We start from the raw sequence: 22473 nt of genomic DNA, 5'->3' as shown, positions 1-22473 counted from the left end.
CAGCTCATGGCGTCAGCCGTCGAAGTCACCGACCAGCGGGGTGTCCGACGCCTTGCCGATCGAGAAGATCTTGTTCGAGCTGCTGGGGCCCAGCTTGTACTTGATGTAGTACTTGTTGCCCCGCTTGAGGGAGATGGAGTCCTTGCCGTTGCCGTTGAAGTCACCGACGAGCGCGGTGTCCTTCGACTTGCCCATCGTGAAGGACTTCTTGGTCGCACCGTCGAGCGCGTACTTGATGCTGTACTTGCGGCCCCGCTTCAGGGAGATGGAGTCCTTGCCGTTGCCGTTGAAGTCACCGACCAGCGCGGTCGCCTCGGCGTTGCCCATCCGGAAGATGCGGCTCCACGTGTTGGGCTTGAGCTTGTTGGTGATCATGTAGCGGTTGCCGCGCTTGAGCGAGATGGTGTCGTCGCCGTCGCCGTCCCAGTCACCCACGAGCGGCGTGTCGGTGGACTTGCCCATGCTGTAGACGCGCCACGCGCCGACCTTGCCGAGCTTCAGATACACGTAGTACTTGTTGCCTCGCTTGAGGGCGAGCGTGTCGTCGCCGTCGCCGTCCCAGTCACCCACGAGCACGGTGTCGCTGGACTTGCCCACGTAGAACGACTTGTGCGCGGTGCCCGTCCCGAGGTTGTTCTTGATGATGTACTTGCGACCGCGGTTGAGGGAGACCGTCTCGATGCCGTCGGAGGCGACGGCCTTGGTCGCGCTCTGGGTCTTGGTCGAGACGCCGGCGGCGGCGTCGGAGGTGTAGTCACCGAAGACCTGGACGCCCCACGAGATGCCGTACTTGTCCTTGTAGTAGCCGACGCCGATGTACTTGAAGCGCGACTTGACGATGTTCTCGTAGTGGCTCGGCGAGTTCTCCCACTGCGTCGACAGCTGCGTCACCGGGTCGTCGTAGTAGAGGTTCCACGCCACGTTCTCGCCCCACGCGTACCAACCCGAGGGGATCTGCGAGCCGGTGTTGGGGTTGTGCCACAGCGGCACGGAGGCGTAGGGGTCGGACTTGAGGTCGGACTCGTACTTCGCGGCCATCGTGCGGGCCCAGTTCTCTGCGACGGCGGAGAGCTTCTCCGAGCGCTTGAGGGTGTTGAGGCCGACTCCCTTGCGGATGTCATTGGTGAGCTTGATGATCCGACCTTCTGGATCGCTGTACGTCACCTCCGCGCTTGCGGCGGGGGCGGCGACCACGGTGCCTGCGAGGACTGCGGCGGCGAGGAGGGCGGCGAGGACGACTCGTAGCTGAAGAACCATACGTAAGTACCTGAGGGGACACACCATTCCGGGTGCTTTCGGATCGGTGGCATCCGTGCCCTCCGACGCCTGGCCCTTCGTCCGAGACGCCCAATGGTTCAGGACATGTGAGACGTTCCACTCGCGCATTTCGTGTCAAATAGGACGATGCGGGCACGGGCCCCACCTCGCGGCCTCGCCATGGACGTCGGCCAAGACATCCGGACGATGCGGCACTTGCGTCTTCGCGCGACGTCCGCTTAGTCTGTGCGCATGTTCCGTCGAATGTGCCGCTGACCTAGCGCACGTTTGGCGTGCGCCCACGAGGGCGCCGCTCGCGACCGAGACCGATACACGGACCGGCGAGCACACATCCCCGCAGGGCGCAGCAAGCCCCACGTGTCGCACCGCACCCCCAGGGGTCGCGGACGGTCGGCGCGCTTGCACGCCCGACGGTCACGACGCTGCTGCCGAGACTCGACAGCCCCTGAGGTCGCGGAGAAGCCGCGCCAGCTCCGACGGCCCCCCGGGCCCCTCTGGAATGGCGCACCACTCCCCTTTCCCCACACGCGCCACCTCGCCGAAACCGGCAAGCGCAGCCAGACCTCAGGAGCAACGACATGACCACGAACAACACTGCATCGACCAATGACTGGCACTTCGAGACCAAGCAGATCCATGCCGGCCAGACCCCCGACGGAGACACCGGCGCCCGCGCCCTCCCGATCTACCAGACCACCGCGTACGTCTTCCCGGACACGACCACCGCCGCCAACCGCTTCGCGCTTTCCGACCTCGGCCCGATCTACACGCGTCTCGGCAACCCGACCCAGCAGGCCGTGGAGGACCGCATCAACGCGCTCGAGGGCGGCGTCGGCGCGCTGCTGCTCGCCTCGGGCTCGGCCGCGAACACGGTCGCGATCCAGAACATCGCGGAGGCGGGCGACCACATCGTCTCCTCGCCCTCGCTCTACGGCGGCACGTACAACCTCTTCCACCACACGCTTCCGAAGTGGGGCATCGAGGTCACGTTCGTCGAGAACCCCGACGACCCGCAGTCGTGGCGCGACGCGGTCCGCCCGAACACGAAGGCCTTCTTCGGCGAGTCGATCTCGAACCCCAAGCAGGACCTGCTCGACATCGAGACCGTGGCCGGCATCGCGCACGAGGCCGGCGTCCCGCTGATCGTCGACAACACCGTCGCCTCGCCGTACCTGGTCCAGCCGCTCAAGTGGGGAGCGGACTTCGTCACGCACTCGGCGACCAAGTACCTGGGCGGCCACGGCACCGCGATCGGCGGCGTGATCGTCGACGGCGGCTCGTTCGACTTCGGCAAGGACGCGGCCAAGTTCCCCAACTACAACACCCCCGACCCGAGCTACCACGGCCTCGTGTACGCCCGCGATCTGGGCGTCGGCTCGCAGTTCGGCGCGAACCTCGCGTTCATCCTCAAGGCGCGCGTCACCCTGCTGCGCGACACGGGCGCCGCGATCTCGCCGTTCAACGCCTTCCTCATCGCGCAGGGCATCGAGACCCTCTCGCTGCGCGTCGAGCGCCACGTCCAGAACGCCACCGAGGTCGCGGCCTTCCTCGAGGACAGGGACGATGTGGAGTCGGTCGCGTACTCGGGCCTCGCCTCGTCGCCGTGGCACGACCTCCAGCTCAAGTACTCGCCCAAGGGAGCCGGCTCGGTGCTCGCCTTCGAGATCGCGGGCGGCAAGGAGGCCGGGCAGGCCTTCGTCGACGCGCTCGAGCTGCACTCCCTCGTCGCGAACATCGGCGACGTGCGCTCGCTCGCGATCCACCCCGCCTCGACCACGCACTCGCAGCTCACGCCCGCCGAGCAGCTCACCGCCGGCGTGACACCGGGCGCGGTGCGCCTGTCGGTCGGCATCGAGAACATCACGGACATCCTGGCGGACCTCGAGAAGGGCTTCGCGGCGGCCGCGGCGGTCCGCGAGGCGCAGGAGGCGGCCGACGGCGGCACCACGACCGGCACCGCGACCGGCACCGCCACCGGCACCGGCACCGCCACCGGCTCGCCCGCCGCGACCTCCCCGGCAACCGTGGGCGCCTGATGGACGACGACTACTCGTCGTGGGTTCCCGACGCTGAGGCGGAGGAGGGGCTTCGGCCCCTCCCCGCCTCGGCGGCGTGGCTGCCCGGCGACCATCCGGGGCAACGCCAGTTCCTCGACATCTACGGCCTCGAGCTCGAGGCCGACCCGCTGGGCTGGATCGACGTGACGCTCGCGTACGAGACGTGGGGCGAGCTCAACGAGGCGCGCGACAACGCCGTCTACGTCGCGCACGCCTTCACGGGCGACAGCCACGTGTCGGGCGCCGCGGGCGAGGGCCACCTCACGGGCGGTTGGTGGAACGGGCTCGTCGGTCCCGGCAAGGCGATCGACACGGACCGCTACTTCGTCGTGAGCGCCAACGTGGTCGGCGGCTGCCAGGGCAGCACCGGCCCCGCGCACCCGCACCCGGTCGACGGACGGCCGTGGGGCTCGCGCTTCCCGTGGCTGACCCTGCGCGATCACGTCCAGGCCGAGGCCCGCCTCGCCGACCACCTCGGCATCGACTCGTGGGCGCTCGTCATCGGCCCGTCCATGGGCGGGATGCGCGCGGTCGAGTGGGCCGCGAGCTTCCCCGCCCGTGTGCGCGCGATCGGGGCGATCGGCACCACCGCGGCGAGCACCGCCGAGCAGATCGCATGGAACGCGGCGCAGACCGCGGCGATCCGCCTGGACCCGCAGTTCCGGGGTGGCGACTACTACGGCGCCGCGGAGGGCGCGGGCCCGTACCTGGGCCTCGGCGTCGCGCGCGCGATCGCTCACACGACGTACCGCTCGGAGGCGGAGCTGCAGGAGCGTTTCGGCAACCGCGCGCAGCTCGGGGACCCGCTCAAGCACGACGGCATGTTCGCGGTCGAGTCCTACCTCGACCACCACGCGGACAAGCTCGCGCGCCGCTTCGACGCGAACTCGTACCTGCGGATGATCCACGCGGTGAACACGCACGACGTGGGCCGCGACCGCGGCGGCCTCGCCGCCGCCCTCAAGGACTTCGGGGGCGACGCCCTGGTGGTCGCGATCGACTCGGACCGGCTCTACCCGCTGAGCAACTCGGAGCGCCTCGCGGAGGCCCTCCCGGGCGAGGTCGCGGTCACGGTGCTGCACTCGGACATCGGTCACGACGGCTTCCTCATCGACTCCACTGGCTTGAATGAGACAGTCGCGCACCTGCTGGAGAAGGTGGCAGCCCGGGTCTGAACTGACCGGCTGATCAGCGCCCGAGCCGACGTGCCGCTCGGAGGTAGGCGTCGAGCCCTTCGCGCCTACCCGCCGCGACGATCTCGGCACCTACGACGGTGACCCGGTTGGATACGAGCCTGTACACCAGCCGGTACTCGGGTCGACCGCTCGGGCTGGTCCCCACGTACAGCTTGTGGCAGTCCGAGAGGTCCGCGACGGATGATCGTGCCTCGAGCGGCAGTCCTCGCCGTCGACCTTCGCGAAGGTCGACGATCGCGGCGATGATCGCCTTCTGTGCCTGGAGCGGGAGCGCATGCAAGTCCTCCTCGAAGCCCGGGAGGACGGAGATCCGCAGCGCCACCTATTGCGCCTGTGTCGCCGACCCGTGGCCCGCTTCCGACTTCAGCTCATGCATCCCGAGGTCGTCCAGCAGTTCGTCGAAGTCGCGTCCGCCGCCACTTGCGATTCGCTCCGCCACGGTCGGCGCGATCGTCTGGTCCTCGACGATCTCCAGCATGCGCTCGAACTGCGCGAAGGGCATCACGACTGCCTCGGCCCTGCGGTGGTTGCCGAATACGACGGGCTGCGCGGTCGCGTCCGCACGGAAACGGCCAAGGATCGCGCTGAGCCCGCTGCGGGCTTCGATCGTCGTGATCGGCTGCGGCAGGTCAAGCATCGACATACGAAGAATGGTACGCAAAGACGTACGCTTTTGGCGAGGATGACGGCGTGTCGCCGCCCTCGCCCCAGCCCTCAACCCGTTCACGCATGGCCTCCCCGCGCTCTCACTACTCGTCCTCTTCGGCGATCACGCGCTGCGATTCAGCGAGGAAGATCCCGGATCCTGCGGGCTGTCCGGCCCGCGCGAGCGCAGCCTCAGCCGCAGCAGTGAGCTCGCGGTCACGGTCGAGCCGGTCGGCGTATCTGCTGGCCGCCTCGCGAAGGAAATCCGTGCGGCTCAGCCCTTGCCGGTCGGCGACGGCGTCGATTCTTGCTGCCTCGTCTACGGTCAGAGTGACGATGACTTCCACGGTCTCAGCTCCCCTACTCCCCAAGCCTCTACTCCCTGCGCCTTCCGTCTCGCTCTCGCTCACGCCGCGACTCCTGTGACGGCGGCTTGGATGCGTGCTCGTCCGCCCAGGCGGGGTGTCTGGGTGCGGTCGACGTGTCGCGGTGGGGTCACCCAGACCCTGTTGTCGCGGAGCTCGACCTGCCAGCCGTCGCGGTGCAGATCGTGATGACATGACGTGCACAAGAGCACCCCGTTCGCGACATCGGTGGGACCGCCACGGCTCCACCATTGCACGTGGTGTGACTCGCACCAGTCGGGCGGGGCATGGCATTTCACGCAACCGCCGTCGCGTTCCCCCAGGTATAAAGCCTGCGCCTTGGTGAAGAATCGACGCTTGCGTCCCCAGTCGAGGATCTCGCCGTCGCCACCGAGCACGCACGGGATCATCTCGGCGTCCGCCGCCAGCTGACGGGCAGTCGTCACGGACACCGGCACGTCCATGCCGTCGACCTCCGCGACCCCCTCACCGGAGCGCAGGTCCTCGAGACTCAGGCGCACCACGACAGTCGTCTTCACTCCCGCGTGCCCAGCCTCACAGCCGGCACCGTGGCGGGCGAGGGCGACGAGAGCATCAGCACGCATCTGTCCCGGCGTGCGCCTGACGAACCCCTCGCCAGCACCCGCGCCTTCAGCCCCTCCCGCGCCGCCCAAGCCGCCTGAGTCAGCGCCGCCGCCATCCCCGCCTGCGTCGGCACTGTCCCTGCCGCCGCCGAGCTTGCCGCTGCCGGTCGTGCTAGCGTCGCGCTGGCGGTGAAGGCTATCGCGCACGAACGCGTCGAGGAACGCCTTGATCGGCGCGGCCGAGGCGGCATCCAGCACGGCGGTCAGCCGCCACGTGCCGTCAGGCTTGGAGGTCACGGACGCGAAGCGCCCCTCACGTGCACTCCGCTCACGCTCCTCGACGTCGTCCGGCTTCACGCGCGCCTCCGCGAACGCGATCATCTTCTTCACGTGCCTCAGCGACAGCCCGACGGCCTTGCCCACCACCTCGGCCTCAAACTCGGACAACGCGGACTCGTCGAGGGTCTCCGCCACCCGCAGCAGGGCCTGCCCGATCACGTCACCGATCTCGACCGACAGCCGCCCCTCCCTGAGCGCCGCCGCCAGCACCGGAAACACCGGACCGACAGGCTCGGAATCGCCGCCTGGACCACCGTCGCCCGCATCGTCCTCGCCGAAGGTGAAGCCAGCATCGTCGGCACCAGCGCCGCCCCCACCAGCATCGTCCCCGCTCGAGGCCCCCCGCTGCTGCGCACGCTCCGCATCGGACAAGACCTTGCCCATGCGCGCCTGCCTACCCGCCTCGGCCGTCGACCCGCCCGACGCGTTCGCGACAAGCTCCTCCGGCGAACGAGCACCCTGACCGCGTGCGAGCCCCAACCCGTCATCGTCCTCGCAGCGACGAAACGTCTCCGCCACGACCCGCGAGGACGCGACGTCCACTGCGCGGCGCAGCGCGAACAACTCGTCCTGCCACTTCAGAAGTTCCCCCTGCGGCCACGACTCGAGCCCCGACAGCGACGTCTGCACAGCCGCCACTGCGGCATGTGCCTGGGCGAACACCACGCCCACCTCGTCGTCCGAACTCATGACCCCAGTCCATCACGGGGGTGTGACAAATCGGATAAACAGGACACCAGCCGGGGGCAAGCACCAACAAGACCGCAACTGTGGACGATGCGACAGCCACCGTGGACGATGCGGCAGTCACCCGAGCGGCCGCAGTCACGCCCGCACCCGGCCAGCCTCGACCACGTCCGCACCCGGCGGCCCCTGACACAGGGACGACGGGCCGCAGTAGGAGCCCCGACGCCCCGAGAACCCCTACTTCACCTTCGCGGTAGCCACGCGCACGGACGTCGCGCCGTTCGCGTAAGAAGCATTCACCGTCGCCGTCACCCGAGAGTTCTTCACGTCCTTGAGCGCGTCGGCGGTCGCGAACCACAGGTTCGACACCGACACCCCGCCCCAGTGCGTGAGCGTCCCGCCGGTGTACGCGAGCACGAGCGTCGCCATGCCGCCGGAGCGCGAGTAGCTCGCGAGCGTCCACGGGTCGCCGGACGGCACCCCCTCGGTGCTCTGGATGCCCCACGCCTCGTCGGCCCCGGACACGGGCACGGTCACCGTGAGCGCGAAGCCGGTCGCGTCGGGTGCGTCGTTGCCGATGTTCTGGATGTAGATCTCGAGCGAGACTGCGGAGCGGTCGCCCACCCAGTAGGACTCGCGATACTTCGCGTCGAGCGAGTGGACCTCGACCCCGATCCCCTCGGCAAGAGTGGGCGACGTGGACGATGCGGCAGCCGGCACGCTCTTCGCCACCACGATCGCGGGGGCGGCCCAGGCCATGCCCTGGAGTGTCTGTCGTCGAGTCACCATTAACTCGTCGGTTCCCATGCCCGCGCTTCCGTCCTTCAGTCCTCGTCACCTCGGCTCGAGGCACCCGGTGCCTCAGTCTAGCGACGCCGCCAAATCGCGCAAGAGTCCCACGCGCAAAACGCGCTAATTCGACACCTGTCAACACAAGGCGACGTTTCAACACGGTAACAACCAGGGACGATGTTGTTGTACGGACGTCCGACTCTCGCGTAGCCTTCGGAGCGGAACAGGTCGCGGACGCGCGCCCTCGTTCCAGGACAGGACGCGGACGCGCGTCCCGTTCGACCATGTTGAGGGAAGAAGGACCCGAAGTGAACACGCCTGCCACGCAGGCGGCCGCGACAGTCGAGGTGTCGCGCCGCCGCATCATCCAGGGCGCCGCGTGGGCTGCGCCCGCGATCGTCCTCGCGACCGGAGTGCCGGCCGCCGCGACCTCCACCGTCACGGGCCTGTGCGACCCCCTGGCCAAGGGCGAGACCCTCGCCCTCGCGCGCGGAAGCTGGACGGCCTCGCCGCAGCAGCTTCGCCAGAACCTCCTGTCGGGGCACAACCCTGAGACCGGGTGGACGCCCAGCGTCTCGGGCGACGCCTCCACGGAGCAGTCCGGCTACGCGCTGTCCTCCGCCGACGGCTTCCAGTCGATGGACGACAACACTCTGCGCAGCAGCGAGTCGGACCCCACGAGCGCCTGGCTCACGGTCACCGCCGAGTACATGTTCACCGCGACCGCGAACACGCGCTACGTCATCGACTTCGACACGATTGTCGGCTACGGCAATGGCAACGCCAACCAAAGCGCGCGCCAGAGCGTCGTCGTCTCGATCGGCAGCGAGACGTTCAGCAAGGTCACGCTCGGGCACTACAACAGCTCACTCCCGGTCGGCAACCGCACGGACGTCGACATGACGGGGCTGGGCTACGTGCTTCAGGGCCCGTGGGACTCGAAGGTCAACCGCAGCTTCACGTACGACCACACGGGCACCTCGGAGGCGGTCATCACGCTGCGCTTCACGTTCACGATCGAGGGCATCTACCCCGACGGCAACGACTCCAACATGCGCAACGTCACGGACGACATCTGGGTGAGCCGCCCGGTCGTCACGCAGGACGCCTGCCTCTAGGACACGCTCGGCCGGCAAGCCGTGCACGCTCGCGCGCACACGCACCGCACGACACCCCGCACAGAAGCTGAGAGAACCCATGAACGCGCCCTCCCTCCAGACCGCCGAAGCCCCCGCGATCTCCCGGCGTCGCATCATCCAGGGCGCCGCGTGGGCCGCCCCGGCCATCGTCCTCGCCACGTCCGCCCCGGCCGCCGCATCGTCCGGGGACACGGGCGAGACCTGCGACACCGCCAACAACGGCGCGCTCGCCACGCTCACCGCCACGGCGTGGTCAGTAGCCGAGGGCGAGCTCCGCCAGGAGGTCGGCGGCACCACGCAGTCGGGCTGGACCCCCTCCACGGACGGCGACCTCAACAACTGGAACCTGGGCGGCGGCACGGGCACGTCGGGCGCGGCCGGCTTCCAGTCGATGAGCGACAACACCCAGGACGATGCGTGGACCGTCGTCACGGTCGGCTACACCTTCGAGGCGGTCGCCAACACGACCTACCAGATCGAGTTCACGGCCCGCACGCAGCACGGCTTCCACAACGCGGCCCGCAGCGCGCGTCAGAGCGTCGTCCTGTCGGCGATCGACACGAGCGGCACGACGGACCTGGTCAAGATGTCCGTGGACCACGACGGCGCCGCTCTGCCGAGCAACAACCGCACGGACGCCGACATGGTGGCCCTGGGCTACGAGATGCAGCTCGCGTCGCCGCAGACCTCGGAGGGCGAGGCCTCGAGCGACGACTTCACGACGTACACCGCGTACTACAACGCGATGGACTCGGGCACGGTCACGCTGCAGTACACGTTCACGCTCGAGGCGGTCTACGAGATCGGCACCACGCTGGACTCGAACTGGGAGGTCTCCGAGTCAGCCCGCCAGGTCTCGGACGACATCTGGGTCCAGAAGCCCCAGGTCATGCAGTCCGGCTGCTTCTAGGCCACGGCGGGGACGTCACCCGGTCGCACGGCCAGCGCCCACAGGGACGATGCGGCAGTCGCCCGGGCGCTACCGCCGAGTTACTTGCAGTCCAGTTCCTTGGTCGGCATGGTGACGGGGCCGTAGTCGACCTCGCTGTAGCCGTCGCACTCGACCTTGGTGACGTCCTCGCACTCGACCTTGAAGCCGACGTTGCAGCCCTCGGCGCCGCTCCTCAGCTCCTCGGACCCGGACGACGGCTTGATCTCGACCTTGCAGTCGTAGCCGTCACGGGTGCGCTCGGGCGTCGGCGTGCCGCAGGTCCAGCCGCTCGAGACCTCGGTCACGCAGTCGCGCTTCGGCTCCTCCTTGGAGGTGAAGCACACGGTGATCCCGGTGACGCAGTAGTTGGCGTCGGACGGGCCGGGCGAGCGGGTGACGGTCGCATCGCAGTCGCGGCGGCCGTCCTTGTCGTGGTCGCCCTTCTCCCACGTGCCGTCGCAGTACGACGGGTCGGTGCAGCCGGTGTTCGCGGAGCAGGCGGCGGCGGGCGCCGCGGTCGCGACGAGCAGCGCGGGCGTCGCCCAGGCGATGCCCTGGAGCGTCCGGCGTCGGGACAGGGTAGGAACGTGCTTCGAGTCCATGCGAAAAACCATCCTCAGCAGTCGTGCGGCGCCCCCCAAGAGACGCACAACACCGCCCTGTGCGGGCGGGGCCAACCTCACGATACATAAAGTTGGCACCCACTGCTACGTGTGGAATTCATCACAAACCCGGATCAAGCACGACAGCGGCCGAAAATTCTTTCGGCGTGTCGCCCCAGATTTGTCCTCAGAGCCGGTAGTGGAGCATCGGTTCACGCTGAACGGTACATGGGCTGGCCGCGACGCAATGCACGAGGCGCGTCATCCGCGGGAGCGACCCCGCGCATGACGAAGCCCCCGACCTCGGGAGACCAGAAAGGTCTCGCCGAGCCCGGGGGCTGTCGAAAGCGAGTGCTGAGCCTACGCGTTCTTGACGATCGTGGGCTGGTAGGAAGCGAGCGTCTTGCTGGTAGTCGATCCGGATTCGAAGCCGATGATCGAGATCGAGGCAGCCCTGCCGACCATCTCCTTGGCGCCGGCGCTGTCCGACATCTGGACCTGGAGAACCGGCGAGGCCGGCGACGATCCGAAGGTGTAGGTCGCAGAGAACGAGAAGACACTGTTGGAAGTGCCCCAGCCCGAGCTGACGGTCCAACCATCGTTGTTCACGTTGTTGACAGTGGACACGGGCCAATCCGCCGTCCCGTCCTTCTTGAGGACGTTGAAGGACGCGTTGACCTGGACCACGTCGCCCGAGCTGAAACCCGCGAGCGAGACAGACTGGAAGGTGAACTTCACGTTCGAACCGTTCACCTCGACGACGCAGGTGGCGCTTCCAGAGGCATCGGACGCGAGCGCCGCCGCAGGCACGGCGGTGGCGACCACGATCGCGGGAGCGGCCCACGCGGCTCCCTGGATGATGCGGCGACGCGACAGCGTCGGTCCAGCGTTCACGGTCGTCTCAAGCGCATCGGCCACGAGAAGTCCCCTCAGACTCGTTGACGGGGCGCGTCCGGGTGAGCGCCGCCTGGGGCCAACCTAGGCGCTGACCTGGGAAATCACAAGCCTGGAAGACGATTCATTATCAGATTGAGAGCGTCCAACTCCACTCACCGTGAACTATCCGACTTGGAGAACTCCGTGATCTATCAGTTCTCCTACCAAAACGGACACGACCTCGATCGGATCGGCGTCCTCGGGCGCTCCGAACTCGGCGACCAGACGGTCCACGAGAGAGGCGACCGAGGTCCCCTCCCCCACGTGCTGGACCAGCGCCGACGCCACCTCGGACAGCAGGACCACCTCGGACCCCACGAGGGCCAGAAGCTCTCCGTCGCGCGTGAGCGCGTCGTCGTACGCGGCAACAACCACGGTGGAGGGAGACAGGCTCACGACGCCCCCCACAGCTCGGGCATGACCGACAGCACGGTGCTCGCCTCGCGATAGGACAGCCGCGTGAGCCCGCCGACCAGGTCGACGGTGTCGGACAGCGTGTGGAGCTTGCGTGGGAGGCGCGGCAGGTACGAGGTCTGCTCGGCGAGCTCGGCGATCCCGCGCAGGTGCGGCACCTCGGTGAGCTCGGGTTCGACAGGCCCGTCAACGCGTCGGTCCAGCAGCACGAGCCGCGACAACCGCAGATCCCGCCCGGGCACCGCGAGGTCCAGCGAGTCGGGGCTCCACTGGAGCTTGATCCCCTGACGCGACTCGGTGATGACGGACAGCGGCTTGGGGTACGGGTACACGCGGTCGCCCGCGATCGCGAGCGTCTCGTCGGTGACGTAGCCGTAGTGGGCGCCGAGCACGCGCGACAGCGTGGTCTTGCCCGTGCCCGACGGGGCGATGAAGCCGATCACGTCGCCATCGCGCGAGGCGACCGCTGAGGCGTGCAGCATGACGAGGCTCCCCGCGTGGCGGTCGATCGCACGCACCGTCACGGCGCTCGACAGGTGGTGCAGCGCCTGCTCGACCTCGACGAACGCCAACGCTCCCCTCGCGCGCGCGGCGGCGAGCACCTCGGGGTCGGGGTCCACGCACACCTCGATCTCGGCGTCGTGCTCGCCCTGCTCGGGGACGATGCAGCGGCTCCACACGCGCATCGCCTCGCGAGAGAGCTCGTCGCTCCCGGCGCCCGAGCAGGTGACGCCGATGCGGGTGCCGAAGGCATCGAGGACACAGGACGATGCGTGGGTCACCGGGGCGATGTTGCGATCTACCAGGGCGGACCAACGCTCGGCCGCCTTGTCGGAGCCTTGGGAGATCCAGTCGGCCACGTAGTCGGCGTCGGCGTCGGACGTCCACGCGTGCAGCTCGCGTCCGGTCTCGGGCGGCGCGACGGCGCGGTTGCGGGCGAGGATCAGCGGGTGCTCGTGCAGGGGCGCGGCGAGCTCGACCACGTCGCGGTACAGCGCGTTGAGCTCGGTCCACGCGAACGCCCGCCGCCCGAAGCGGGGATAGCGCCGTGCGACCTCGTCTCTCTCGGCGGCGGTCGCGGTGAGGACGATGTCCGAGGCTCCCACCAGCTGCGAGCTCAAGGACCGCGCGACGAAGCCGTCCGCATTGCCGCCGTGCGCGACGATCAGCCTCGCGGCGGTGTCCGTGATGCGGGCGCCGTCGACGGCGTTGAGTCCGGCGGAGGTGACGCGGATCTCGGCCGCGGGGATGCCGTAGCCGGCGAGCGAGCGGCGCAGGAGGCGTTCGGCGACCGCGGCACGACCGGTGTGGTGCGTGTCGACCAGCAGGATCCGGAACGCGGATCTGAGCCTGGGCTGCATCGTCTAGTCGGTGCCCTTTGACGCGTGCCGGGCCTGCGGCTCAGTCTCCCTAGGCGCACTGTCCCCCTTGGAGCTGTACGTGTAGCCGTACCCGTAGAGCTTGGCCTCGGGGCCCTTGCGGCTGACGCCGTCCAGAATGACGCCGAGCGCGCGGCCCTTGACGCGATCTAGGTTGCCGAGCGCCCTATCAAGTAGGTCGGTCGTGGTCTTGCCCGAGCGGGCGACGACGAGTGCGCCGTCCGTGCGCGCGGTGAGGATCGCGGCGTCCGTGACGGGGATGAGCGGCGGCGAGTCGATGAGGATGAGCGCGTCCTCGGGGAACGAGTACAGAAGCGAGTGCATCGCCTCGGAGCCGAGCAGCTCGGACGGGTTGGGCGGGATCGTGCCGGCGGCCATGATCCACAGGTGTCCGGAGGCGCCGGAGGCCTGGAGCATGTCGCTCGCGCTCGCCTGCCCCACCAGGACCTGGGTGAGGCCCGCGCCCTCGACCAGCCCGAGGCGCTTGGCGATCGTGGGGCGGCGCAGGTCGGCATCGATGAGCACCACGTTGCGGCCGCTCTCCGCGACGGCCTGCGCGAGCAGGATCGCGGTCGTGGACTTACCGTCGCCAGGAAGGGACGACGTCACGACGACGACGCGCGGCGGGTTGTCGACGTCCATGAAGGCGAGGTTGGTGCGCAGCTCGCGCACGGCCTCGCTCGTGGCCTGCCCAAGGTCGGACGTGGTCCAGCCGGGCTTGGAGAAGGCGGTGTCGAGCGGGATCGCGCCGACGACGGCGATGTCGAACTCACGCTCCACGTCGCGGGGGACGCGCAGGCGCTTGTCGAGCGTCGCGCGCACGAGCGCGTAGGCCACGCCGAGGGCGAGGCCGATGAGCAGTCCGAGGGCGAGGTTGAGCTTGAGGTTCGGGGACGACGGGGACGACGGCAGCGAGGCGCTGTCGAGCGTCTCGAGCGAGACGACGGTCTCGGAGCCGTCGACGGTCTCGATGTCCTCGACCACCTGAGCCATGCCAGTGATCCACGCCTCGGCGAGGGCCTGCGCGTCCTCGGGCGTGGAGCCTGTCGCCGTCACGCTCAGTGTCGCAGTGTCGGTCGGGTTGGAGACGCTCACGCGACCGACCAGGGAATCGGCGTTGCCCTCGAAGCCCATCTCCTCGGCCGCGATCGCGGCGACCTTGCGGGACTCTGCGATGTCGACGTAGGAGAGGACGCGGGACTTGGCGTAGTTGTCACCGACGAGCGCGTCACCAAGGGACGTCGAGCCGCCGGTCGTGACGATGGCAGAGCCGGACGAGGTGTAGACCTTCGGCTGCGTCTCGGTCCAGGCGAAGGCGGCCGCGCCGGCGAAGGCCGTGATGATGAGGATCACCAGCCAATGCGCACGAAGGATCCGCAGGTAGTCCTCAAGCTCCATCGATCTGCCCCTCCAGGCTGGCGCGCCTCACGTCATGTGCTGGCGGTCAGTCTAGTTGCGCTTCGGTGCCGCCCTCGTGCGCCACGTCCTCGATGAGGCCCAAGCCGAGGAGTTCTGCGAGGAATGTCCGAACGTCGGAGGCGATCTGCTCGCGCGGTGCACCGAACTGCTCGACGAGCTCGTCGACGATCTGCGCCTCATCGCGCGTGCCGTCGATGCGCGTCCAGATCTCGAAGGAAGGCCCCTCGAAGACGTAGGGCGACTGCTGTTCCTTGAGCCGCACCAGGTTGAGGACGACGGTGTAGTCGTCGTGCAAGACTTCGGCGAGGTCGGGGTGCCTGCTCAGGACCACGGGTCCTCCCCGTCGACAAGGGCGGTGTCGTCTTTGCCTGCCTTCATGAAGCGGTAGCCGCGGATGAGGTTCTTGATTGAGCGGAAGCCGCGACCGAGCCGGGCGCAGTGCGCGCCGAGACGCCCGCGCGGTGTGTCCTCAACGTCTGGGAAGTCCAGGGCGAATTCGTCATGATTTCGCCAGATGTACTCACGCAGCAAACTAAACCGTTCGCGCCAGCCTGCATGCCGCATGGCATTGGCGATCTGCCCTGCTCGCCCTCCCCCGCTCGCCGAGCGAAGTCGCCATTCATCGAGCGCCTTGTCACGACCTGCCGGAGTGCGACGAGGCAGTCCCTCTTCGCGCCGCACGAAGATTGGCCTCGCGGTGTCCGTCGCCCCCAACCCTGCCGCAAGCTGCACTAGGAGTAGATAATCCTGATCGCTGAGACCAGGAATCACGCGATCTGCCAGTCGCTTGAGTTCCTCTCGGTGCCTCGTCGTCTGAGTAGGCGAACGCAATCCATGTAGTCCGGCAACAAGGGTCGATGATAAGCGGTCGAGGGCTGGCACCGACCTGGTGGCCAGAACCAAGTTCACCCTTCTACCCCACAATTCTCGGAAGACATCATCGCGCTCACGTAGAAAACCCGGAAACTCTGTATGTAGGTCTATATCGCAGGGCCAATCTCGATGAATTAGGGTCACTGAATGGCCAACCAACTGTTGGGCTAGCCACGACGATTTCCGTTCTACCCACCCGAGCCGGCCAAGTTCCTCAACGAACTCCCTAGCAGCGGAAGACTCAACCCACACATCAGCGTCCGCGCTTATCCTCGCTTCACGGAGCCCGTGCATCTCGGCAATCGGCCCTTTCAGCGCCAAGGCTCGTACGCCATGTCGGTCCGCCACCGTGGCGACAAGTGCGTGCACGAGCTCCACCGCGTCAGACTGCGACAGCAGAGAGTATTGGTTCACGCATGCCATCGTCGCAGAACAGAACCCAGAGTGGGCAGCCGACACCCCTCCGCAATCGCCCAGAAACCTGACCACTCTCACACACAACCAGCTTGCAGTTTCGCCAACCGCCCGCAGCGGGGGATTCGTCTCTGCAACACCTCACGAATCCCGCTTCTCAGGCCTACGCTCGTGCTCTCTCGACACTTTGCGCGGAACGTTTTGAGTAGCGAGAACGAGCGGAACGGCCGGATGTCGCCGATCCGCGGTGCAGACGGAGGACAACTCCGACTGCCACTGAAAGCCCAACCGCAAGCCACAGATAGCGCGAACTCGCGCGGAGACTGTATTGCATCATCTGCAATGAGGACATCGCGACGAGGGCGACAGAAATCCATGTCATGGCAGTTGCTGCCACTCCAGTAATAGCGCGTCGCGACAACGATGGCACCCAAATCATCACTGTGATTGCGGTCCAGCCAACAACGTATTCGTAGGTCGGCAACGCGGCAAGTTGCCCGATAGCGTTGGAAGGAACGCCCGGGGAAATGCTCAAATCCTGATATATGGAATACCACGCGGTCATGGTTCCAGGCAGAGGACTCAAACTCGTTCCCAGCATCCCACTCGGTAAGGAAATTTCAGTCGACAGGTACGTGATTGGGATCGTCGCAGTCAAGTTGTTAAATGCGGATACCCACCGGGCTTCAGACCAGTCTAGCCCGCCACTCGTCAAAATCTCAATGAATGGGACAATGCCGTAACCGACTGAGTTAGCACCCCGCATTTGTATTACTGCGACGAGGGCGAGTGCGGCTACACCAGAAAATGCACAAGCCAAGAGAATACGCGTTGAGCGCCGCCCGCGCCCGAGCAAAAGAGTTGTGGCCGCCAGAGCAACCCATAGCACTGCGAACGCCCTGGAGGACCGACTGAACTCGATAGCGAAGCACAGCAGCAACAGCGCTCCACTTAGTAGCGTCACGCTCTTCTTATTGGCGCTAACCAACGTCGCCGCGGCCAAAACGCCAGCTGGAAGCGCGAGCCCGAGGACCGCAGTTGAGAACGCCCCTCGCTCAGCAAACTGATAATCCGTTCTCGCAATTAGAGCGTCGAGGCTCAGCACCGCACCTAGGAGCACTGCGCCCAGAACCGCCAACAGCACCAAGACCGTCACACGACCGTCAAGAAGGGTACTCACCGTTTGTCTAATGTCGGCGCGGGACTCAAGCGACACGCCCTTCGCCGTGCTCTTGCGAAAGGTGAGTACATGCATGAAGAACGAAACCAGAATGACAACAAGAACGGCGCGCATCAGAATATAGGCGACTTCGAGCGTCTGACCTGCTGTGATGTACATAGTCGTCGCCGAGCCACTGGTGATAGAAACGCCCCCAGAAACAGCGAGCGCCACCGCCATAATGACGTGCACTTGGAGCACGACTAGCGCGGCCGTCGCTTCGGGAGGAAAAAGGCTCTTCCGATGCGCTCCGAGCGTAACGAGTAGGAGCAACGTCGCCAAGAGCGTCGCTAGGAGATATTGCACGTATGGACCCTTCTCAACGTGTAAGCCTGGCCGCGGCCCCGCGCTCAAGAGCGCAGCCGACCTATCTCTAGTTCAACAGCGAAGAATCGGTACGATCACCCGAATGTACACTGCGGCCAGGCGGTCAAGACCACCCGGGAATTCCTGCGGCGTGTCAGGCGGCACCGCGAAGCACGCGCTCCGATCTTCAGATTACTAGTGCTCACATTGCGTCCACGATCAGGTCGACGGCTTCTCCGGCATAGCGGGTCCACCCTCCATTCGACTCTGACGCACACTCGTCATTCTCGCTCGCCGGCCCTCGCCGGTCTCTTCGCTCGACGCCTGCGATGGCGTGCCGCAACGCCTCCACGTCTCCAGCCCGCAATACCAATCCGCGGTGAGGAAAGTCTGGGATGTCTGGCGCACCAGTTCGCTCAGTTGTAAGTACTGGGACGCCAAGCGCGATTGACTCATTGATGACGTTGCCAAATCCCTCAACCAGAGATGGAAACACCAATGCGTCCGACGTGGCAAGGACAGCCCAGACACGCGGCTGAGGGAGCGGTCCAGCGAAAGTGGCGCGAACACTCGGGTACTGCATCCGGAGCTCTCGCGCCATGCCAAGTGGGTCTGCGCCGATCAGAGTGAGTTCGACATCGTCCTGTCCGGCGAGGGCGTCGAACAGGTAACTGAGCCCCTTTCGCTGCGAGATTTGGCCAACGTAGCAGAGCCTGCGGAACCCGGTCGGAGAGTCACCATCGCGTGGACCGTTGCCTCCGGCCGTTCGCGCGCCATGCCTCACCGCTTCGGCATCCGATGACAGGGGTACGACGACGGTACGGGGCGGCGGCTTCAGCTCACTGAACGACCTCGCTGTGAATGAACTGTTTGCCAGAATGATCGAAGCCGACGACACCTCCTCGTCCTCGGCGTTCACGGCAGAGTCCGGCGTGGTCTCTAAGAACTGGGCCCACCTGGGGTTAGTTTGAGCCTCCTCGCGAAGCAGTTCCCGAACAAATCGTGCTCTGGGCAAGGGCGTATAGAGGACAGTCTTCACCCCATTCAGCGAGGAATGGAGCCCGGACCGAGTGCCTGTCGGGTACAAGACGCCTGCCACCTGGCGGCGCCGCAGCCAAGTGACGAGTCGTCGGGCCAGGAACCTGTTTCGCGCATCGAGCAGCCGCCTCGTCAACGCCCCATTGCCGAGCCTTAAAGTAGCGACAGCGCACAAGTCGAGAACCACCAAGCCACGTTTGACCTGATGAGCCTCTATCCCGGGAGGCAACGTACGTGCACGGAGAGCCGCGCGCAGCGCCCGTCCGATCGGGAGTCTTGACACGCGCTCGAATTCGTCTCGCGAGAGCCCGAAACCAGTAAAGTACGCTGCAAGTTCGCCACGCCTGGCAAACTCCGCTGCGACCCACTTCGGCGCTGGATGCGTGCCGGGGTTGAACACAACGAATTGTGGCTCGGCATCATCGTGAGTCGGCATCGGCGTCCCTCCATGGAAAGGTGCTCGCGAAAAGACCGAGTGCTACGAGTCCGCTGACGACCAACCCCCCTGCAAGCACTGTTGGGCTGTCGAACACTGCACCACACGCCACAGCCAGAAGGCCGAGGACCGTCCAACTAGCGAGGAAGACAGGTACACGAGGCGGCAACGTCGTCGCGTAATACCACGACAGGAGCGCCTGAATTACTGCGTTGGCCGCTGCGACCATCACAACTGCCACCGCTATCGGGCCCGCAGCAGCGTATTCCTCACCGAAGAGGATACGGACCACAAAGGGCGCGAGCAGACTGGCAAGAACCAGGAAGCCTGCATATGCACCCATAACGGTCAACACCTTCGAGAACATTGAGCGCCTACGGTGCCGCTGCTTCTCAACCGACATCGCTGGCACAACTGACTGCAGTATGGAACCTGTAAGCAAGTTCAACGGAGAAGTGAGGCGCGTGGCGGCCGCGTATAGCCCCGCCAGAGTGGTGCTCCCAAACATTCCAATCACCAGCGTGTCCGCTTGCTGCAAATTGTTCGACAGGCTGGAGGCCCAAAAGACCCGGTTTTCGCGGATCAACGCGACTGGTGGGCGAGGCCTGTCGAAATGGCGTGCGAGAAGCGCTAGGCCAACTGCATATCCGATAGCGCCAGACAACCCAAGCACCAGGTAGGTCCACTGCTCGGTCGCGTCTCCCCAGAAGAGCACGAGCGCCCCCATAAGTGCCAGCGTCACAATACGACGGCAGATGAGGGCGACCGTTGCCGCCTTCTCTCTGAAGAACCCAATCAGCATCGTCTGTGCAAGCGTTGCGAACAACTCGCCCGATGTATACAACGCAATAGCACCGGCAGCGTAAGCAGACTGAAAACCGATCACCGCTACCGTTGCCACCGTGGCAATTATCACAAGAGCGTTGGTTGCTGAACGAATCGCGACGATTGACGCGGCCAAACGCTCCGGATGTTCCTCGCCTGAAATGCGCAATGCGCGGTTCCCGAAACCAAATTCGAGAATACTCATGAACACAAGGACGATTCCGTAGGTGATCGCAAACTCACCGTAGCTGGCCACTCCAAGCGACCGTGCGAGCAACGCGAAGGTAAGTGCCTGGAGGATCGACGCCAGCACCTTGCCTGCTGTGATTACTGACAACCTCGCGAACGCTGGATGCCGCACCAGCGCATCAATGGACCTCCTCATGAGTCTCGCGCGGCCCCTAGACCCACAAGAGCCCTCTGCGCAGCATTTGACCAGTCAAGGTTGTCTTGGGACCACTTCAAGGCAGCGGCGGACATGCTGGAAGCGTGAAGGAACAAGTAGCTCAGCGCTTCGTCCAAGTCCGAGCAGTCTGGTTTGACGGCCACAGCGGCTTGAGCGGCAGAGAGACGACTGGTGATGTTCGCCGACTCCGAAAGCACCATCGGCACTCCGAGAGCAGCCGCCTCCGCGACCGCTTGGCCGAACGACTCCCACCGTGGCGTATGGATGAAGGCATCGGAGGCCAGCAAGAACTTCTGTACGTCGTTGCCCCTAAGTTCGCCCTCCACGGATACCGAGCCAGACAGACCCTTCTCCGCGACCATCGCCTCGACTCGAACCTTGTCCCCTCGGTGGTCGGGACCACACATGCGTAGCATCGGGCGCGCGCCAGCCGGGATGCGAGCCATCGCGTGCAGCAGCAAGTCGATGCCCTTGTGCTGAATATCGAATCTGGCGAGCCACGCAATGTACCCACGTCCGGGCCGCGGCTTCCATCTGGAGTCCGGGAGGTCCATTCCGGTCATGGCCGTGAACGTTCGGGCGCGCGAATTGATCGCGAGAACGTCGGTCCTTTCGGAATCAAAGAACAGGTGCACTGCAAGCGCGCCACGGAGTACTGCGCCTTCAACCCTCCTTCGAAGGCCATACAGAGCCTGCCGTTTGGCGATCCTTCGGTCGTAGACGCCGTGCGGCATGACAACGTAGGGCACGCTCTTAAGTCGACATATTGCCGCAGCGATCGCGTTGCTGGGCGTCCAACCCTCATGCAGATATACCAAGTCCGCTCGGTCAATCTGCTCCCCGAGCCCCATGGGAATCATCGTCATCCGTGACTTCCCGAAGTGCCTCAAACCGGCGTATCTGAGGTTGGAGTCAGATACCAGACGCTGATCGTACCCACCTTGCGCGTAGACGATCTTGACTTCAATTCCCTGCTGAGCGAAAGCCCGCATCCATTCTTGACTGCTCGCGTTAACTCCGCCCGTCGCGAACGACTTTGGTCGCGCGTAATAGCTCACAACACGGCGGATCGCGCGGCTCACTGGCCCTCCCGACAGGCACATAGGATCGCTCGGGCGATCCTGTTCGCTGCCTTCTCAATCGAAGGCACTTCAATTCCAGTCACCGGTGAAGTTGCGGGGACATGGCCCAGCCAAGCCTCTGCAAATGCGGCATCGGTCGCGCGCTCTGCGCAAATCAGGCCGAGTCCCTCCTCAAGATACGCAGCCTCTGGCGCGTGTTCCGCACCAGGTGCGGTCAACACAGGTAGACCCATAACAAGCGCGTCAACCGCGACGAGGCCAATTCTTCCCGGGTTAAGAAGCAACTGCGCCTGGCTGGCTGCCGGCGCAAACTCGTCGGCGCTCGCATGCCCCAACATCACGACGCGCCCAGTTTCCTCCTGCAGAACACGTAGTTTGCCTGCCTCAGGGCCGTCTCCCGCAGCGACAATCCACCAGCTCTGGTCCTCCTGAAGCACCCTTCTAGCCGCATCCACCAGGAGCGAGATGCGCTTGTTTTCACGCATGGCACCTAAAACAAGCGCGATCTTCGCAGAGCTGTCGATCCCGTGCTCGCTGTTGAAACGTTCAATGTCCTCGTGGTCGACCCGGGCAAGCGCAGCTCGGAGGGCAGAAGTGTCAGTTGCATTCCCGAACGCTGTGACCCTGCTCGGATCGAGCCTGCCAGCTGCGATGACGGCGGTCCGCCCTTCCTCGGTGTAGGTGACTACCTGGCGCGCATGCCGGTTCAGAATCGCTCGAAGCCGAGTCGCCACGCTGCCGTTCGATGTCGTGCCACTCTCGCCGTGCCCGAACGTGACGAACGGGCGGCGCGAGACTAACTGACGCCAAGCATTCACGTTGGTTGCCTGCATCTCAGTTACCAGTATCGCCCTGCGCCAATCCCTCGGAAGCTGACGGTCGACGACTGCAGGGAACGCCCCCGAATAGCCCCACATTCGTGTAGGGACCTCGAAGGCCCACTCAGCATCGACCGCGTCGCCTCGAGCCTCCCTCGCGGCGCGCTCGCGCGCATTTGCGCCATAGAACACCCGAGCCTCGATGTGTTCGTCTGCCAACTGCTGGATCACAAGCTCCCAGAGCCTGCGACGATATGCGGGCACATACGGCTGAGTGATCGCGACACGCATCG

Annotated in this window: 22 protein-coding genes; 4 read left to right on the top strand and 18 right to left on the bottom strand. The window is 65.9% G+C overall.

What is annotated here, in order from left to right; all coding sequences use genetic code 11:
* Positions 1 to 12: 12 nt before the first annotated feature.
* On the bottom strand, positions 13 to 1257 hold the full coding sequence (locus B7K23_RS06210; RefSeq protein WP_159451339.1) for a CAP domain-containing protein: 1245 nt from the start codon (positions 1255 to 1257) through the stop codon (positions 13 to 15).
* Positions 1258 to 1856: 599 nt separating this feature from the next.
* Here B7K23_RS06210 and B7K23_RS06205 point away from each other — a divergent pair.
* Both B7K23_RS06205 and B7K23_RS06200 read left to right on the top strand, forming a co-directional pair.
* Complete coding sequence (locus tag B7K23_RS06205; protein WP_084125488.1) at positions 1857 to 3314, top strand: bifunctional o-acetylhomoserine/o-acetylserine sulfhydrylase; 1458 nt, start codon at positions 1857 to 1859, stop codon at positions 3312 to 3314.
* Positions 3314 to 4510 (top strand): homoserine O-acetyltransferase, encoded by a 1197-nt coding sequence (locus B7K23_RS06200; protein ID WP_084125487.1) that lies wholly within the window; start codon positions 3314 to 3316, stop codon positions 4508 to 4510. Before B7K23_RS06205 ends, B7K23_RS06200 begins: the two co-directional genes overlap by 1 nt.
* Positions 4511 to 4523: 13 nt before the next feature.
* Here B7K23_RS06200 and B7K23_RS06195 read toward each other — a convergent pair whose 3' ends face one another.
* From B7K23_RS06195 to B7K23_RS06175, 5 genes are all read right to left on the bottom strand, one after another.
* Positions 4524 to 4853, bottom strand: coding sequence for a type II toxin-antitoxin system RelE/ParE family toxin (locus B7K23_RS06195; protein WP_084125486.1), 330 nt, complete (start codon positions 4851 to 4853; stop codon positions 4524 to 4526).
* Positions 4854 to 5174: a type II toxin-antitoxin system Phd/YefM family antitoxin gene (locus B7K23_RS06190; RefSeq protein ID WP_084125485.1), complete on the bottom strand. Its 321-nt coding sequence runs from the start codon at positions 5172 to 5174 to the stop codon at positions 4854 to 4856.
* Between the two features lie 106 nt (positions 5175 to 5280).
* Positions 5281 to 5586 carry a ribbon-helix-helix protein, CopG family gene (locus B7K23_RS06185; protein WP_159451338.1) on the bottom strand — a complete coding sequence of 102 codons (306 nt, stop codon included), beginning with the start codon at positions 5584 to 5586 and terminating at the stop codon, positions 5281 to 5283.
* Positions 5583 to 7154, bottom strand: coding sequence for an HNH endonuclease signature motif containing protein (locus B7K23_RS06180; protein ID WP_084125483.1), 1572 nt, complete (start codon positions 7152 to 7154; stop codon positions 5583 to 5585). The genes B7K23_RS06185 and B7K23_RS06180 overlap by 4 nt, the downstream gene beginning before the upstream one ends.
* 234 nt (positions 7155 to 7388) lie before the next feature.
* Complete coding sequence (locus B7K23_RS06175; protein WP_084125482.1) at positions 7389 to 7910, bottom strand: hypothetical protein; 522 nt, start codon at positions 7908 to 7910, stop codon at positions 7389 to 7391.
* Between the two features lie 341 nt (positions 7911 to 8251).
* Between B7K23_RS06175 and B7K23_RS06170 the strand changes: the two genes are divergently transcribed.
* Together B7K23_RS06170 and B7K23_RS06165 are read left to right on the top strand one after the other, a co-directional pair.
* Positions 8252 to 9061 carry a hypothetical protein gene (locus tag B7K23_RS06170; RefSeq protein WP_084125481.1) on the top strand — a complete coding sequence of 270 codons (810 nt, stop codon included), beginning with the start codon at positions 8252 to 8254 and terminating at the stop codon, positions 9059 to 9061.
* Positions 9062 to 9140: 79 nt separating this feature from the next.
* Positions 9141 to 9992 carry a hypothetical protein gene (locus tag B7K23_RS06165; RefSeq protein WP_084125480.1) on the top strand — a complete coding sequence of 284 codons (852 nt, stop codon included), beginning with the start codon at positions 9141 to 9143 and terminating at the stop codon, positions 9990 to 9992.
* 80 nt (positions 9993 to 10072) lie between these two features.
* On the opposite strand, the gene B7K23_RS06160 is transcribed toward B7K23_RS06165, so the two are convergent.
* From B7K23_RS06160 to B7K23_RS06110, 12 genes are all read right to left on the bottom strand, one after another.
* Positions 10073 to 10615, bottom strand: coding sequence for a hypothetical protein (locus B7K23_RS06160; protein ID WP_084125479.1), 543 nt, complete (start codon positions 10613 to 10615; stop codon positions 10073 to 10075).
* A 360-nt stretch (positions 10616 to 10975) separates the two neighbouring features.
* Positions 10976 to 11533 (bottom strand): hypothetical protein, encoded by a 558-nt coding sequence (locus B7K23_RS06155; RefSeq protein ID WP_084125478.1) that lies wholly within the window; start codon positions 11531 to 11533, stop codon positions 10976 to 10978.
* Between the two features lie 141 nt (positions 11534 to 11674).
* Positions 11675 to 11947: a PqqD family protein gene (locus B7K23_RS06150; RefSeq protein WP_143338122.1), complete on the bottom strand. Its 273-nt coding sequence runs from the start codon at positions 11945 to 11947 to the stop codon at positions 11675 to 11677.
* On the bottom strand, positions 11944 to 13326 hold the full coding sequence (locus B7K23_RS06145; RefSeq protein ID WP_084125476.1) for a hypothetical protein: 1383 nt from the start codon (positions 13324 to 13326) through the stop codon (positions 11944 to 11946). The genes B7K23_RS06150 and B7K23_RS06145 overlap by 4 nt, the downstream gene beginning before the upstream one ends.
* Before the next feature lie 3 nt (positions 13327 to 13329).
* Complete coding sequence (locus B7K23_RS06140; RefSeq protein WP_084125475.1) at positions 13330 to 14742, bottom strand: polysaccharide biosynthesis tyrosine autokinase; 1413 nt, start codon at positions 14740 to 14742, stop codon at positions 13330 to 13332.
* A 46-nt stretch (positions 14743 to 14788) separates the two neighbouring features.
* Positions 14789 to 15094 (bottom strand): PqqD family protein, encoded by a 306-nt coding sequence (locus B7K23_RS06135; protein WP_159451337.1) that lies wholly within the window; start codon positions 15092 to 15094, stop codon positions 14789 to 14791.
* A complete protein-coding gene (locus tag B7K23_RS16130; protein WP_375730875.1) occupies positions 15085 to 15666 on the bottom strand; it encodes a hypothetical protein in 582 nt (193 codons plus the stop codon). The genes B7K23_RS06135 and B7K23_RS16130 overlap by 10 nt, the downstream gene beginning before the upstream one ends.
* A 547-nt stretch (positions 15667 to 16213) precedes the next feature.
* A complete protein-coding gene (locus B7K23_RS15445) occupies positions 16214 to 17389 on the bottom strand; it encodes a hypothetical protein (protein ID WP_143338121.1) in 1176 nt (391 codons plus the stop codon).
* A 388-nt stretch (positions 17390 to 17777) separates the two neighbouring features.
* A complete protein-coding gene (locus B7K23_RS16125; protein ID WP_084125472.1) occupies positions 17778 to 19049 on the bottom strand; it encodes a glycosyltransferase family 4 protein in 1272 nt (423 codons plus the stop codon).
* On the bottom strand, positions 19033 to 20259 hold the full coding sequence (locus tag B7K23_RS06120) for an oligosaccharide flippase family protein (RefSeq protein ID WP_084125471.1): 1227 nt from the start codon (positions 20257 to 20259) through the stop codon (positions 19033 to 19035). Before B7K23_RS06120 ends, B7K23_RS16125 begins: the two co-directional genes overlap by 17 nt.
* Positions 20256 to 21383: a glycosyltransferase gene (locus tag B7K23_RS06115; protein ID WP_084125470.1), complete on the bottom strand. Its 1128-nt coding sequence runs from the start codon at positions 21381 to 21383 to the stop codon at positions 20256 to 20258. The genes B7K23_RS06120 and B7K23_RS06115 overlap by 4 nt, the downstream gene beginning before the upstream one ends.
* Complete coding sequence (locus tag B7K23_RS06110; RefSeq protein WP_159451333.1) at positions 21359 to 22471, bottom strand: glycosyltransferase; 1113 nt, start codon at positions 22469 to 22471, stop codon at positions 21359 to 21361. Before B7K23_RS06110 ends, B7K23_RS06115 begins: the two co-directional genes overlap by 25 nt.
* Positions 22472 to 22473 lie beyond the last annotated feature (2 nt).

This window comes from Demequina sp. NBRC 110054 (assembly GCF_002090115.1).
Lineage (GTDB): Bacteria > Actinomycetota > Actinomycetes > Actinomycetales > Demequinaceae > Demequina.
This window is presented reverse-complemented; position numbering and strand designations above follow the sequence as displayed.